A 13,956-nucleotide genomic window follows, 5' to 3' on the forward strand; every position below is an offset into this window, starting at 1 on the left:
TCCCAATGCCGGCGAATAACAAATTGATGGCTAAAGCTGAGCCTTCGCTGGCACCATCCCATAACCACCCAAAAAACACTAAAAATCAATAACAACAGGTCAAATGTTAAAGTTTTTTACAAAAGCTATGATTTAACATCTATTTGCTGGATTTCCGCTTCAGTGCTCGAATCTCAGCGGAAATCTGCACTGTGCGATTGAGCATGGACAACAATACTAGACAACGTCTTTCTCCAACTTTTTCCTGAAAGATCCCGGTAAGTCCCTTGAATACATCGTCTCCGAAATAAACAATCTGCCCCGGCTCAAGCTCCTCTTCCTCAGGGGACGACTCTATCGAAGCAGTGCGCATTTTCAACTCTTGGATCAGAGACTCATCCACGACTGATGGTTCACCCGCGAAAGTGACTAATTTTTGCACTCCCCGGGTCGCATTCACCGCTGATAACCTGTGCTTGGTCAAATCGACGGATGCGAATAGGTAACCCGGAAAAAGAACCTCTACCGTCTTACTAAAGTTGTTTAGTTGCTTTTCAATCAACGGTAAAAAAGTACGTATGCCTTGGTTATCGAGATTAAGCTTCGCCCGACTTTCTTGACGCACCTTGCACTGTACCAAATACCAAGCTTCCATTGACATTCACGAGCCCTCGCGATCTCGATTGCTACTTCCCTGTTATGGCTTGCGAGAATACCACCGAGCCCCAACATTTTAAACCATCGGTTTGCAATTCTTGGCCTTCCCGCATAGCTGCTTTGCGGCGTGCAGAAATTGACTTTGCGGTAGGCTAAAGGGTATATAAAGAAGGCCTTTTTAGGGCATAACCCTGTTACATTAGGGGTTTATTATAAAAACGACGTATAGACGCTCCTGCAACAAGTTGTAAAAAACATTTACTAACAGGTATTTACTGTTAATTATGCCGTCAGGAATGTCACATTTTATGTTTCGTAGAGCCGCTGCTTTACGTGCAATCACAAGCTTAAGGTGGAAGACTTAATGAGCGAAAATTCCCAGGGTACGATGCTCGGGCATCCAAAGGGGCTGTTTCTGCTGTTCACAACGGAACTGTGGGAACGATTCAGTTATTACGCCATGCGTGCCATTTTGGTGCTGTATCTGGTTGACAGAGTACAAAGTGAAGGCGGTCATGGCTTAGGTTGGAGCCAGGCCGATGCGATTTCTCTTTACGGTACTTTTACCGGCCTGGTGTACCTCACCCCGTTGCTGGGTGGCTGGTTAGCCGATAATTTCCTTGGTCAACGTAAAGCCATCATGATTGGCGGCACCCTGATGGCAGCCGGTCAATTTATTCTGGGTACTCCCCACGCCTGGGTTCAGGGCATGGAGACCGAAGTATTCTATCTCGGTCTGGGCGTCCTTATCCTCGGTAACGGCCTGTTCAAGCCCAACATTTCTACCATGGTGGGTGACCTGTATGCCGAAGGCGACCATCGCCGCGACGGCGCCTTCACCATCTTCTACATGGGTATCAACGTAGGTGCCTTCCTGTCGGGTATCATCGTTGGCTCTGTGGTCAGCGCCTATGATGGTAACTTCCAGGCTGGCTTTGTTTGTGCCGGTATCGGTATGGTGCTGTCACTCATCATCCAATTCCTGTTTGCACAAAAGTTGCTGGGCAACATCGGTACAGTGCCTGCTGCCAAGCTTGAGAAGCAAAAAGACGAGGCCCGTGGTCAGGTACGTAAAGAACCGCTGACCAAAGTAGAGCGCGACCGTATCAAAGTGATCATGGTGATGGGTCTCTTCACCATCGTATTCTGGGCAGGTTTTGAACAGGCCGGCGGCCTGATGAACCTGTTTACCAACGATTTTACTGACCGCATGATTGGCAGCTGGGAAGTACCCACTACCTGGTTCCAATCTCTGAACGCCATGTTCATCGTGATTTTTGCCCCTGTAGTTGCCTCTATTTGGGTGCGCCTGGGCGACCGTGAACCAAACTCACCTGTAAAATTCGCGCTCGGCCTGGTTCTGCTGGCCATCGGTTTCCTGTTCATGATTGGTGCCGTGGTTGAGATGGGTGGTGACCCAACTGCCAAGTCCAGCATGTGGTGGCTGGTTGGTGCCTACTTCTTCCACACCATGGGTGAGCTGTGCTTGTCTCCAATTGGTCTGTCTATGGTGACCAAGCTTGCTCCCCTGCGTATCGTGTCGCTGATGATGGGTGCATGGTTCCTCTTCATCGCCGCTGCCAACAAGATTGGTGGTGTTGTGGGTTCCTTTATCGGTCACGGTGGTGAAAAAGAAGAGCAGCTGGCCAATGCCATGTCTATCTTCGCCGGTATCGCCATCACCGCCGCCATTTCAGGTGTGATCCTGTACTTTATGGCTGACAAACTGGTTGATTGGATGCATGGCGCCGAAAGCAAAGTGCACCACACCGAAGAAGAAGCTCTGGAAGAAGAAATCGCCGTTACCGGCGAGCATGAAGCGATGAAGCGCAGCTGATAACAACGAAGCGTTTCACGACATGCAGAGCGCTTCGCTTCTAGAGCGTCGCTTTGCGACTTCTAGGTTCTAGAAACAATAAAGCCCGCTATGCGGGCTTTATTGTTTTCCGGAAACCGAACATTCGCAGGCTCACTTCCGAACGCCCGATAACAGCTCCTGCGTTATTCTACCTCCTGCATCCATGCAATCGTGCGCTACGGAAAAGCAGAGTGGGTACCCTTCCAGATTCTAGAAGCCCGCTCTGCGGCCGCCCTGGCAGCAGCGATTTTTGCTGAGTCCCAGAGGCTCGCTTTGCGAGCGCTCTGTAGCTGCGAAGCAGCGTTCTATCGCCACGAAGTGGCGTTCTAAAAACTCGCCTGCACATAGCCCCCGGCAAGTACTCCATCACTACAAACAAGGCCATCAAACCTGTCGTCCAGCAACATTTGCTTGTGGGAGGGATCTGAGGTGGCGATGCAGAGTTTCTCACCGGGCAATAAGGAGCGGAATTGGCTGCTGGGCTTTCCCCAATCAAGGAGACCAAGCTGGAGCGCATCGGGTAGTGCCAGCGGCGTAAGGCCTTTATCGTTTCGAAGATAACAGCGAAGCCCGTGCCCCGCCTGGGACACAGACGCGCGGTAATGTTTAAGCTCAACACTCAAGTAAACAATGTCCACGGTGATTTCAAGCCCAGACTTTACAATGCGCTCATTCAGGTAGCTGAGCATATTAAAGGGCTCAACCACGGTGGTGCTCACGCCATTGCGGTAGGCCTTCAATTTATGATTAACAAAGCTTCTCAGCAGTACACTGGCGAAGGCAGCGCGATTGTCTTCCGGATGAAAGTGCGCCATGTAAAGAATAAGGTGGTCGCTGTCTGCCATGGTGGAATCGATAAAAAACGCGCTGATCCCATCATTTTTATACAGGCTGTAGTCGATTCTGACTTTGGGATAAAGCACCTGAGACGCAGGAAACAGCTCTTTTTGAATGTGCTTGGCGGCCTCAGTATTTTGCTCAAGTAGACGCAGGTTCTCTTCCAGTTCAACCCGGGAGAGCTCATCCATATCCTGTAGTTCCGAGCTCTGCGCCCCCATGCTGCCAAGACTTTGGCGAATTGACTGCTCGATAATGTATAAGTCAGCAACCGGCTTCACCAAATAGTCTGAAGCCCCAATTCTGAGCGCCTCGACCACATCGGCCATCACGTTATTACCGGAAATCACAATGGAAGGCATTGCGGGATCAAGACGATACATTTCCCGCAGCATGTCGAGTCCGCCCAGATTGGGCATACTCAGGTCGGCCAGCACTACATCAAAGTTTTGTCGTTTAAAGCAATCCAGGCCCTGAACACCGTCGTCGGCTTCAGTCACCAAAGCGCCACGGCTGTCCAAAAATGACGCGACGACCCTGCGAAACACAGGATCGTCTTCAACCAACAACACAGATACATCTTTTAGCGCCATATACTTCCCTCAGGGAGCAGATAGCGCATAGGAGGGGGACTCTCCAGCAGAGTTATCCCTTGAGGACGGCTATTCTAGCTCCTGCATATATTCATCAAGAAGCTCATCATCTTCTTGATTTGATGGTACATTGCCATCATACACCTTGTAGTCCATGTGCTGTAAATATGCATCTTTTACAAAGGTGTAGGGATCCAGAGCATTGTCGAGCAATCGTTCCTGGTCGATGGCTTCTGTCCGCACATGCAGGCTTTTGATGCCCCATTTGACCACAGACTGCCACATCGTCAGCTCTGACAATGGAAAGTATAGTCCATCGACCCAATCACTCGCGAGTTCACGGGTAACATAGGGGCCAAAAAATGGTGCCATAAAGTAAGGACCATTGGGCACACCGTAGTAACCCAAAACCTCGTTAAAATCATCCTGTTTCCGATGCATGCCCATCATGTCTGCCACATCAACGACCCCGAGCAGACCTATGGTGGAGTTCACCACAAAACGTCCGCCGGCGTTGGCCGCCCAACCAAATTTGCCCTGAAGGGTGTTATTCACCAAAGCATTGGGCTCTTCAAGATTGCGGACAAAATTATGCAGCCCAGACTTTACCGGACTGGGCACATAATCTTTGTAGGTGTGGGCGACGGGACGATAGATGTAGCGGTCCAGCACGTTGTAGTTAAGATCCCACATGGCGCGGTTAAACCCTTCGAAAGGGTCGCGGGGATCGTTGTAAACAACTTCAACCTGCTTCTCTGAGACCGAATTGTCCTGCTCTGCCTGAGCCAAGCCTGCCAACAACATGAATGGCAAGGCAATCCATTTCAACTTCATAACTCTCTCTATACAAAAGGCCGAAATCGGCTTTAGAAAGCGCCGTGGCTGACGATAATAAAGCATAACACTCTGAACCACGTCTGCTACTTTGACGGCTAAGCATACTTTTCCTCACAATAAGATCAATCGATAAATTGTGTAAGTTGGTGTAGGCAGGCAACTTATACTTTGTGCCAACGCTAAATATCGAGCCGCTATGAAGTGATGTACTCAGTATCCAGTCTTCTCACATAGCAAAGCACCGCCAATTCAGGACCGCGATGAGACTCACTTGCACCCGAGCTATAACATGACTCAAATCAGCGCACTCACATCAATACTGACCAGCAATTCGAGCACAGGGGCTGAAACAAGCTTGCTGCCAGTCAGACTGAGTCAGACACAGGGCGCTGCGATACTCACCATCGCAAATACCAGCTATCTCATAAAGCCGCCGGTTGACCTGTCCCAATTTTCGGCACAAACACTGATGTTGAGAGTGCCCCAGCAGGGCGCCGTTTCGTCTCTCACAGTCGCGACCCTGGTCGCCCTCGCCCCAAGCATTCAGCTCCCCTTCCCTGGCGCCTTGGCAGAACAGATTCGCCGCCTTGGCATTGACACAGAGAAGCTGCTGACTCTAACCAAAGCTCCCGGTGGTTACCTGTTGGGAGACGCCAGATATACCAACGGGAATTTGAGCTTTAAAGGCGGCTTTCAGTTGCCCTTACCCTTGCTTAAACCGCCACAGCCTGAGCTGATGAGGGTAAGAATCGTCTTAAAGGAAGGAGAGCTTAAACTCATGCTCGACCCGATTAAGGCCGAAGCGAAAGTCAGCCTCGAGGCCATCGGTGGCAATGCAGCGCCTGTGACCCAAAACCGCTTAACGGCCCCTGTAACGGCAGAAGCTATTCTGAACTCGCTGCAAAGAAAGCTCACCGGCCAAACGGTCAATCACATCCATACCGGCAGCAAAGAAAACGCAAACAAACCCGCCATGCCGGCACCAAAGCCGTCGGATGAGGGCGGCCAACGCAACGTCAAAGCAGAAATTCCGTTAGCGATAAGCAAATCCAGTGCGCCCAATACACTTTCTGCCCCTGACAAGCCCGAAAAGTTTCCAGGATCTTCAGTTACTGAGGCCAAAAATCAGCTTACGGCGCCCCTTAGCAGCAAAATGGCAGATAGTGCGGATAAGGTTCAGGCAGAGAAGCAGTTACAGGTAAAGGCACCTACCTCTCAGCCAGGAAAGGCAGCCAACAGCGAGGCTGCCCTTCTTCAAAAGACCACCGCCGAAATGAACAGTGAGCCGGAGCGTAAAGCGCAAGTAGGTACTCACCTTGCTGCTGAGAAAAGGCTTTTAATGCATCTCGATAAAACCGGCGCGCTTCCCCCGGTAAAATTAGCAGACATTGAAGAAACGCCTCAAACCACAACGCCAGACGCGGCGCGTCGTTTACTCGCTCTGTTAAAACCACTGCCGGTGAACATGTTAATGGGCGGCATTGCGATACAGGAGGCCGTCGCTGCTTCGAACGGAAACCAGCTTTTGGCCCGCCAGGGAGCCGTTGCTGATGCGGTATTGCACCAACCCCTGGCCATGGTGTTTCAGTTGCTGCTTGGTGGCGCGGCCCTTAAACGCGAGCACTCACTTACCCCACTGATGACGCAATGGCTCAATGTAGCGGCCAAGGGAACTGGGGTGAGCCTGGTAGACGCCATAACACTCGCCGATGACGACACCCTTGACTCGTTAATGCAACTTGCGCAGGTAAGGCGTGAATATGCAGAGGCCAGTAATCCAAGGGACGGGTGGTTCTTCTGCCTCCCTTACCTTTTGGGGGAAAAGCAGCGGCAATTGGAAGGCCACTGGCAACGCCAAGCCAGCCAGGAGCAGGAAGACAACGCAGATAGCTGGCGTCTCAAGCTTAAGTTTTCATTGAATGATGCAGATCTGCTGGTCGACGCCAAACGCACTCCGAACGCGCTGGATGTACAGCTTGTCTGCAGTCAGGAGAAACTCAACAGCCGTGTAGGAAATTATCTCCCGGTACTGCAGGCACATCTGCAATCATTGGGCTTTGGCACCACAATACTTTCCTGTCGCCACGATATCGTGCCCGGCAGTTTGCTGCCCGGCAAATCCTTTGCCGTGGATTTAAGGGCCTGAGAATGAATAAGCAAGACAAGATAGCAGTAGCCTTAAGTTATGACGGTAATGGCGCCCCTAAGGTAACGGCCAAAGGCGAGGCCTTACTTGCAGAGGAGATTATTGCCCTCGCCCGCGAATGTGGCATCCACATTCACGAAGACCCTGCACTGGCCAATTTTCTGACCATGATGGAACTCAATGAAAGCATCCCGAAGGAGCTTTATGTGCTCATCGCTGAACTGCTGTCGTTTGTGTACATGTTGGATGGTCGCTACCCGGAAGAATGGGCAAACATGCACAACAAGATAAAGACATCCGTGTAATAGAAAAAGCTGCCAAAGGCAGCTTTTTTATGTCTTGTACATCGAAGCTAAGGTCATGTGCTACAAAACACCTCTGACTGTGAGCATCCGCAACTGAGGTTGACTACCCCTTACCGTGAAGGCGCAGCAACAACTCTGCTTCGGCCCTTGGCAGCTCGCATTCGTGCATCAACTCTTCGATACCGGCACCCAGTGAGACCATTTTCATCGCCCGGGTATACAGCCTGGCTTGTGGGTCCTGCTCACGGGTTTCATCGATTCTGGCATCCTGTGCTACCAAGCGCTTTTCCAACTCAAGCACCCGCTTACCCACGCCTATGGTGCCACTTCTGAGCTCATGTAATTCCCGCTTGAAACCCTCTCGCTGCTTGTCGGTTTCTTTAAGCAGCAACGACAACGCATCCACCTTGGTGCGAAGCTTCCCGAGCTGCTTTTGCAGATACAGCACCAGCGCCAAACAAGCTACAACGTACACCAAGGCTGCGATTAGAAACCCATTTTCAACCATGCAGCAATACCACTCCCTGAGTCAGATACGCCACAGGCCGCCATTGGCGGCCTGTGGCAAGGTATCTCGTTAAATCTGAGCAAGCTCGGCCCATTCTTCATCAGACAGCAATTTGTCCAAATCAACCAGAATAAGCAGTTCATTATCCCTGTTACTTACGCCCTGAATAAACTTGGCACTCTCTTCGGTACCCACGTTTGGCGCATTGTCTATTTCAGAGCGGCGCAGATAAACCACTTCTGCCACACTGTCGACCAAAATCCCGATAACCTGTTTTTCGGCTTCGATGATGACAATTCGGGTAGAGTCATCGACTTCAGCCGGCTGCAGCCCAAAACGTGAGCGGGTATCGATAACTGTCACCACGTTGCCACGCAGGTTGATAATACCCAAAACGTAGTGAGGGGCTCCAGGTACAGGGGCAATCTCGGTATAACGCAGCACCTCCTGAACCTGCATCACATTGATGCCATAGGTTTCGTTATCCAGTCTGAAGGTCACCCACTGTAATACCGCATCATCCTTTCCGGCAGCCACTGCCGCTACATTTCTCGAGTCTGTCATACGTACCTCAGCTAATAGGATCCTGACAACCTAAACCTGCATTGAGCATTTGGATCAATGCCCTGACATTCAAGATGCCACACATTTGTTCTTTCACTACACCGGCCAACCAGGGGCGTTTACCCGCCGTGGTGCGCCAATTGACTTGGGACTGCTTAATCCGTACCGAGTTGACCAAAGATTCGCAGGCCAAGCCCCAATTACTGTCTTCCAATAATACAAGATATTGATAATTTACGTTTTGCGCCAGTTCTTCATTGTATTTTTCCGGCATCACCCAGGCGCAGGTGTCCACCAGATTGAGTTGCGACTCTCTGTGGGTCTGCACACCCAGAAACCAATCAGGGCGCCCGAAAATATGATTGATGCGCTCAACCTTAACTATCCCACCCAAACTGACCAAGGGCACAGCCAGGGTTAATCCGGCTACTTTAAAGAATAGTACCTGAAACTCGTCATCCAGCTCTTCGCGCAGGTCTTTTGTAATGCTGGGTGGCGTTGCTCCTGTTTGTGTCTGTGGAGCAGTTTGCACGGGTGCTGCCGGGGTGGCTTGTTGTTCAGTTTCAAGCGTCACCTGAGCTTTTACTTTTTCCTGAACCTGCGGCTTTACTGCAATCTTTGGTTTGGCCACAGTCTCTGCAACCACAGGGGTTGATTCAACAGACTTTTGTTCGATTGCAGATTGCACAACTGCGGGCTGTTCAACCGGTTTAACGTCAAACACCGGCGCCAGCAGCTTTTCCAACGAGGCCTTATCCAGCGGATCCCGGCTTGGGGCAAGCCTTGGTGATTGTGCTGATTCGGATTTTGCTATCTGAGGCTCAGTCTTTACTGGTTGAGGTATCGAAGGCGCTGATGCCGGCTCGCCATGTGCCAATCCGGGCAGAGCCTCCTGCGCGGGAGCCCCGGCGTCGGTAAATGCGTTGCCAACGACATTGGGTACCACATCGGATTTATCACCAGCCTGAGCATCTTCACTCAGCAGCAAACGGAAAAAATCAACAACGGTTTCGTCAACTGACTTTGACATGGTCAAATTCTCCGGCCATCAAAAAAGTCAGTAAACGTTCATAAGCTTTAATACCACGGCTACCTGCTGCGTAATGTGACGCGGGTAGATGCGCCAAACTGGCATCGCGGAACTTGGTATCGACCGGGATAACATCAGGCCAGAGGGTATCACCGTATTGCTGAGCCAGCGCCTCCAGCGCCGCCGGCGATGCCTTGGTGCGCCTGTCATACATAGTTGGAACAACGCTATAGCTATATCGGGTATGTTTGGAGCGGCCCATCAACTCCATAGTCTTAATCATGCGATCAAGGCCCTTGATGGCCAGAAACTCTGTTTGTACCGGTATCACAATATGCTGGCTTGCTGCGAGTGCATTGACCATAAGGACGCCCAGTACCGGTGGACAGTCAATCAGTGCCACATCGTAGTCGTCTTCCATCAGTTTGAGCAGATTGCGCAGCACCAGCCCCATACCTTCCTGATGCCCCAGCGCACGATCGAGGGTTGCCAACGCCATGGTTGCCGGGATCAAGTCCAGATTTTCCACCAGAGTAGGCACTGTATGTTGCCTGATAAGGTCTTTAGTGAGGGATTTATGGGCGACGAAAACATCATACAGGGAGCCCGGTACCTCTTCAGAGTCGATACCAAGGTAATAGCCCAAAGATGCATGGGGGTCGGTGTCAACCATCAGCACGCGCTTGCCCTGCTTGGCCAGCAGGCCAGCCAAACTTGCCACGGTTGTGGTTTTACCCACGCCACCTTTTTGGTTTGCAATGGTCCAGACGTTCACGTCTCAGGCCCCCAGTAAGCGTTTATTGTTTTTTTTCAGTTTTTTCGTCACGGGTTGTCACCCTGATGCCCCCATCGGGGAGTGAGATGACTTTCACTCCATCGCTGTTTTCTGAAATAACTTCAGGCACCAGCTTTCTGGGTATGCTTTCAGCCCCTTGGGTACTGTCCTCCTTGACGCCATCCCCCCCATTAGCCTTGATCTCGACCTGCTTTAGTAAGCGCTCTGTCTCGCGGGGATGTGACTCCAACCATTGCGCCAGAGCTTCTGCCTGACTGTCTGGTACCATCAGCAGCACCTGACTTGCAGCGAGTTCGGCATTTTTAACTTTCAGCTCGGTGTATTTTACCCGTAAATCGAAATAAAGCACCGTGATCACCACACTGAAAAGCGCCAGCAAAAAAATGACAAGTGTCATCCCACTAGAGCTATCACGGCGCATGTCAGCCACGGCCTGACTCTTTTAAAATGGCTTCGGCCATATTCTCAAGCCCGATGGATTGGGTGGATATCCCTGCAGCAGTCACAGCCTGAGGCATACCGTAAACCACGCAACTCGCTTCGTCCTGGGCCCAGATGGTAGCGCCCAGATTTTTGAGCATGCGCGCCCCTTCGCGGCCATCGGCGCCCATACCTGTCAGCACTACGGCCAGCACATCACCGCCATAAGCCTTTGAGGCAGACGCAAAGGTAATATCAACACAGGGCTTGTAATTCATATCTGCATTGCCAGCGACTATCTTGATACGCCCACTGACTCCCGCCTTTTCTATCATCATTTGCATACCACCGGGCGCCAGATAGGCACACCCAGGCTGCAGCAAATCTCCGTTAGCGGCTTCTTTCACCGAAATGCGACACAGGCCATTGAGCCGCTGAGCAAAAGCCGGGGTAAAAGCCGCCGGCATATGCTGGATAAGCACAATAGGCAACGGATAATTGGCGGGAAACTGCGTCAGGATTTTCTGTAGTGCAACCGGGCCACCGGTTGATGTACCTATCGCCAGCAATTTGTATTGCTTTCCGCTGGCACGCACACTCACTGGTGCAGCACCAGGCGTCTGAGGGCGCTGCAACTGCACCTGAGGCCGAGAGCCTATGGCGGGGCGGGTTGGCTCGGGTGTGGGGCTTCTGGAAATGACGGGTCTGAACAGCCTTCTTCTGCCAAGGGCTTTAACCCTTTGCTGCAAAAGCTTGATCGCCTCGTCTTTGTTGGTGGCGATGTCTTCAAACCGCTTGGGCAGAAAGTCCAATGCCCCGGCATCCAGCGCATCCAGAGTCGCTTTGGCGCCATCGTGGGTCAAAGAAGAGAACATCAAAATGGGGGTCGGTATTTTGGCCATAATTTCGCGCACAGCCGTAATACCGTCCATCACCGGCATTTCAATATCCATGGTGATGACCTGAGGCTTATGCTCCAAGGCCATCTTAATGGCTTCCATACCGTTGGATGCCGTTGCAACTACCTCCAACTCGGGGTCCTGAGTGACTATTTCACTGACCCGGCGTCGGAAAAAGCTTGAGTCATCAACGACCAATACTTTTATTGTCATTTATATTCCTGCCAACAGCACGCGCTCAGGCTACTTCCGCTTGGCATAATGTTTCAATAATCCGGGAACATCCAGAATCAGCGCTATTCCACCGTCTGAGGTAATGGTGGCACCGGCCATACCCGGTGTGCCATGGAGCAAGGCGCCAAGCGGCTTGATCACCACTTCTTCCTGACCGATTAGGGCATCGACCACAAAACCAATTTGCATCGTCCCCAACTGCACTATCACCACATGACCGTGCTTTTTGTCACCATGCTTGAACTTGGTTTTGCGGCGGCTCAACCACTGCTCCAGATAAAAGAGGGGAACGGCCTTATCCCGGAAAATCACAGTCAACTGACCATCCACTATGTTGGTCTTGCTCAAATCCAGGTGGAATATCTCATTGACGCTCGACAGTGGCAGAGCAAAGACCTGCTTGGCCACTTCCACCATCAGGGTTGGCATAATCGCCAGCGTCAGCGGCACCTTAATCTCAAGGATGGTGCCCTTGCCTTTAACCGAATCGATGTGCACGGTACCGTTAAGCTGGGTAATACGGGTTTTCACCACGTCCATACCCACACCACGGCCAGAAATATCGGAAATTTCGGTTTTGGTGGAGAAACCGGGAGCAAAAATCAGATTGTAGGCCTCATGGTCCGACATACGGGCCGCGGCATCTTCATCAAGTACACCGCGTTTTACGGCGATGGCCTTGAGTTTTTCCGGGTCCATCCCAGCGCCGTCGTCTTCGATTTTCAGGAGAATATGATCCCCTTCCTGACTGGCCGACAGGGTAATGGTCCCTGTTTTGGGTTTACCACTGGCTACACGATCGGCGGGCATTTCAATCCCATGGTCGACGGAGTTGCGCACCAGGTGCACCAGAGGGTCTGCGAGGGCTTCCACCAGGTTTTTATCGAGATCTGTTTCCTCGCCGACCAGCACCAAATCAATTTCTTTATTGAGGCTACGTGCCAGGTCACGTACTACCCGTGGGAAACGGCCGAATACTTTCTTGATGGGCTGCATCCGTGTTTTCATCACGGCGCCCTGCAAATCGGCTGTAACCAAATCGAGGTTAGCCAAGGCTTTGGACATTTCCTCATCTTCCCGGGTAACACCCAGGCTGACCAAGCGGTTACGTACCAGCACCAGCTCACCGACCATGTTCATGATCTGGTCGAGTCGGGCAGTGTCGACCCTGACTGTAGTCTCCCCCTGAGGCACAGAAGCGCCGCCTGCCGGTGCGGCTTTAGCGACAGGTGCCGGACTTTTTTCTGCTGCAGCAACAGTTTTTGGCGCTTCAACAGGTGATGAGGGTTTTACAACAGGCTTTGGCGACTCGGCAGGCGCAGCTAATTTGGGCTGGCTCACTGCGGGCGCGGCGGGTTTGGCTGCAGATGCAATACCAGGCCCCGTACCCTTACCGTGAAGTTCATCCAATAACTTTTCAAACTCGTCATCGGTGATTTCATCGGTATCTACATGGTCTGCGGGACTGTCTTCCACTTTGGCAACCACTTTATCGGTGGTGGCTTTAAACTTGCCCGAACCATGGAGTTCATCGAGTAAGGCTTCAAACTCGTCGTCGGTAATTTCATCACCGGCAGGTGCGGCTTTGGCGGCAGTTTTGTCGGTACTTGGCGCTGCGCCAGTCGCTCCGGTGACACCAGGGCCTTTACCGCTTCCGTGCAGCGCATCCAAGAGTGCTTCGAATTCGGCTTCGTTGATTTCGTCGATACTGGAATCGCTGGCGGGCGAGTCAAACAGAAAATCATCAGTCATGGCAGGTGCCTGGCTAGCGGACTCAGCCGCCACAGGCTCTTCAAGGTCGCCAAAAAGCTCAACGCCGGGAATCTCATCGTCCACGTTTATCGTAGGTTCAGATGAAGGCGATGAGGGGGCTTCTCCGCCTTCAGACGGTAAGGGTGCGCCGGAGGACAGAAGCTTGAGTTTATCCAGTAACTCGGCAGAGGCAGGTTCTTGCTCTTGTCCTGCCTGAGTTTGGGCGAACATGGTATTGATTGCGTCCACCGACTGAAGAATGATATCCATCAGTTCAGCGGTGACGTGGCGTTTACCTGTTCGGAGCAAATCAAAGGTATTTTCCGATTCATGGCAAACGTCCACCATGGGTGCGAGCCCCAGGAAGCCAGCCCCACCTTTAACCGTGTGAAAGCCCCGGAAAATGGCATTGAGCAGATCCGTGTCTTCCGGATTATTCTCAAGAGCAACCAATTGTTCCTGCAGTAGCTCGAGAATTTCGCCGGCTTCTATCAAAAAATCCTGCAGAATCTCTTCATCAACATCAAATGACATTAAATTG

Annotated in this window: 13 protein-coding genes; 3 read left to right on the top strand and 10 right to left on the bottom strand. The window is 51.7% G+C overall.

Annotated features, from left to right (window positions below; all coding sequences use genetic code 11):
- Positions 1-139: 139 nt before the first annotated feature.
- Positions 140-640 (bottom strand): transcription/translation regulatory transformer protein RfaH, encoded by a 501-nt coding sequence (gene rfaH, locus K0H79_RS11805; protein ID WP_220075936.1) that lies wholly within the window; start codon positions 638-640, stop codon positions 140-142.
- A gap of 360 nt (positions 641-1,000) precedes the next feature.
- Here rfaH and K0H79_RS11810 point away from each other — a divergent pair, with 360 nt between their 5' ends.
- On the top strand, positions 1,001-2,473 hold the full coding sequence (locus K0H79_RS11810) for a peptide MFS transporter (protein WP_220064985.1): 1,473 nt from the start codon (positions 1,001-1,003) through the stop codon (positions 2,471-2,473).
- A 347-nt stretch (positions 2,474-2,820) separates the two neighbouring features.
- Here the strand turns inward: K0H79_RS11810 and K0H79_RS11815 are convergent, their stop codons facing one another.
- Both K0H79_RS11815 and K0H79_RS11820 read right to left on the bottom strand, forming a co-directional pair.
- The gene (locus tag K0H79_RS11815) at positions 2,821-3,924 is read right to left on the bottom strand and encodes a response regulator (RefSeq protein WP_220064986.1); all 1,104 of its coding nucleotides are present in this window, start codon (positions 3,922-3,924) and stop codon (positions 2,821-2,823) included.
- A 69-nt stretch (positions 3,925-3,993) separates the two neighbouring features.
- Positions 3,994-4,758: a VacJ family lipoprotein gene (locus K0H79_RS11820; protein WP_220064987.1), complete on the bottom strand. Its 765-nt coding sequence runs from the start codon at positions 4,756-4,758 to the stop codon at positions 3,994-3,996.
- 358 nt (positions 4,759-5,116) lie between these two features.
- Here K0H79_RS11820 and K0H79_RS11825 point away from each other — a divergent pair, with 358 nt between their 5' ends.
- Complete coding sequence (locus tag K0H79_RS11825; RefSeq protein ID WP_220075937.1) at positions 5,117-6,907, top strand: hypothetical protein; 1,791 nt, start codon at positions 5,117-5,119, stop codon at positions 6,905-6,907.
- A gap of 2 nt (positions 6,908-6,909) precedes the next feature.
- Positions 6,910-7,212, top strand: coding sequence for an EscU/YscU/HrcU family type III secretion system export apparatus switch protein (locus K0H79_RS11830; RefSeq protein WP_011760383.1), 303 nt, complete (start codon positions 6,910-6,912; stop codon positions 7,210-7,212).
- A 103-nt stretch (positions 7,213-7,315) separates the two neighbouring features.
- Here the strand turns inward: K0H79_RS11830 and K0H79_RS11835 are convergent, their stop codons facing one another.
- The 7 genes from K0H79_RS11835 to K0H79_RS11865 all read right to left on the bottom strand — a co-directional run bounded on the left by K0H79_RS11835 (position 7,316) and on the right by K0H79_RS11865 (position 13,949).
- On the bottom strand, positions 7,316-7,720 hold the full coding sequence (locus K0H79_RS11835) for a DUF2802 domain-containing protein (RefSeq protein WP_220075938.1): 405 nt from the start codon (positions 7,718-7,720) through the stop codon (positions 7,316-7,318).
- 69 nt (positions 7,721-7,789) lie between these two features.
- Positions 7,790-8,284, bottom strand: a complete 495-nt coding sequence (locus K0H79_RS11840; protein WP_011760385.1) for a chemotaxis protein CheW — start codon at positions 8,282-8,284, stop codon at positions 7,790-7,792.
- A gap of 7 nt (positions 8,285-8,291) precedes the next feature.
- Positions 8,292-9,314, bottom strand: coding sequence for a chemotaxis protein CheW (locus K0H79_RS11845; RefSeq protein ID WP_220075939.1), 1,023 nt, complete (start codon positions 9,312-9,314; stop codon positions 8,292-8,294).
- Positions 9,298-10,089 carry a ParA family protein gene (locus K0H79_RS11850; protein WP_220075940.1) on the bottom strand — a complete coding sequence of 264 codons (792 nt, stop codon included), beginning with the start codon at positions 10,087-10,089 and terminating at the stop codon, positions 9,298-9,300. The genes K0H79_RS11845 and K0H79_RS11850 overlap by 17 nt, the downstream gene beginning before the upstream one ends.
- A 22-nt stretch (positions 10,090-10,111) precedes the next feature.
- Positions 10,112-10,531, bottom strand: a complete 420-nt coding sequence (locus tag K0H79_RS11855; protein WP_408733390.1) for a membrane anchored protein in chemotaxis locus — start codon at positions 10,529-10,531, stop codon at positions 10,112-10,114.
- A gap of 1 nt (position 10,532) precedes the next feature.
- Positions 10,533-11,642, bottom strand: coding sequence for a chemotaxis response regulator protein-glutamate methylesterase (locus K0H79_RS11860; protein ID WP_220075942.1), 1,110 nt, complete (start codon positions 11,640-11,642; stop codon positions 10,533-10,535).
- Positions 11,643-11,672: 30 nt separating this feature from the next.
- On the bottom strand, positions 11,673-13,949 hold the full coding sequence (locus K0H79_RS11865; RefSeq protein WP_220075943.1) for a chemotaxis protein CheA: 2,277 nt from the start codon (positions 13,947-13,949) through the stop codon (positions 11,673-11,675).
- Positions 13,950-13,956 lie beyond the last annotated feature (7 nt).

This window comes from Shewanella sp. FJAT-52076 (genome assembly GCF_019457455.1).
Taxonomy (GTDB): Bacteria; Pseudomonadota; Gammaproteobacteria; order Enterobacterales; family Shewanellaceae; genus Shewanella; species Shewanella zhangzhouensis.

Excerpts from the sequence above, each read along its gene's own strand:
- K0H79_RS11810 (WP_220064985.1), top strand. The coding sequence starts at position 1,001 with ATGAGCGAAAATTCCCAGGGTACGATGCTCGGGCATCCAAAGGGGCTG.
- K0H79_RS11865 (WP_220075943.1), bottom strand. The coding sequence starts at position 13,949 with ATGTCATTTGATGTTGATGAAGAGATTCTGCAGGATTTTTTGATAGAA.
- K0H79_RS11820 (WP_220064987.1), bottom strand. The coding sequence starts at position 4,758 with ATGAAGTTGAAATGGATTGCCTTGCCATTCATGTTGTTGGCAGGCTTG.
- K0H79_RS11830 (WP_011760383.1), top strand. The coding sequence starts at position 6,910 with ATGAATAAGCAAGACAAGATAGCAGTAGCCTTAAGTTATGACGGTAAT.
- K0H79_RS11835 (WP_220075938.1), bottom strand. The coding sequence starts at position 7,720 with ATGGTTGAAAATGGGTTTCTAATCGCAGCCTTGGTGTACGTTGTAGCT.
- K0H79_RS11815 (WP_220064986.1), bottom strand. The coding sequence starts at position 3,924 with ATGGCGCTAAAAGATGTATCTGTGTTGTTGGTTGAAGACGATCCTGTG.
- rfaH (WP_220075936.1), bottom strand. The coding sequence starts at position 640 with ATGTCAATGGAAGCTTGGTATTTGGTACAGTGCAAGGTGCGTCAAGAA.
- K0H79_RS11840 (WP_011760385.1), bottom strand. The coding sequence starts at position 8,284 with ATGACAGACTCGAGAAATGTAGCGGCAGTGGCTGCCGGAAAGGATGAT.
- K0H79_RS11845 (WP_220075939.1), bottom strand. The coding sequence starts at position 9,314 with ATGTCAAAGTCAGTTGACGAAACCGTTGTTGATTTTTTCCGTTTGCTG.
- K0H79_RS11855 (WP_408733390.1), bottom strand. The coding sequence starts at position 10,531 with ATGCGCCGTGATAGCTCTAGTGGGATGACACTTGTCATTTTTTTGCTG.
- K0H79_RS11860 (WP_220075942.1), bottom strand. The coding sequence starts at position 11,642 with ATGACAATAAAAGTATTGGTCGTTGATGACTCAAGCTTTTTCCGACGC.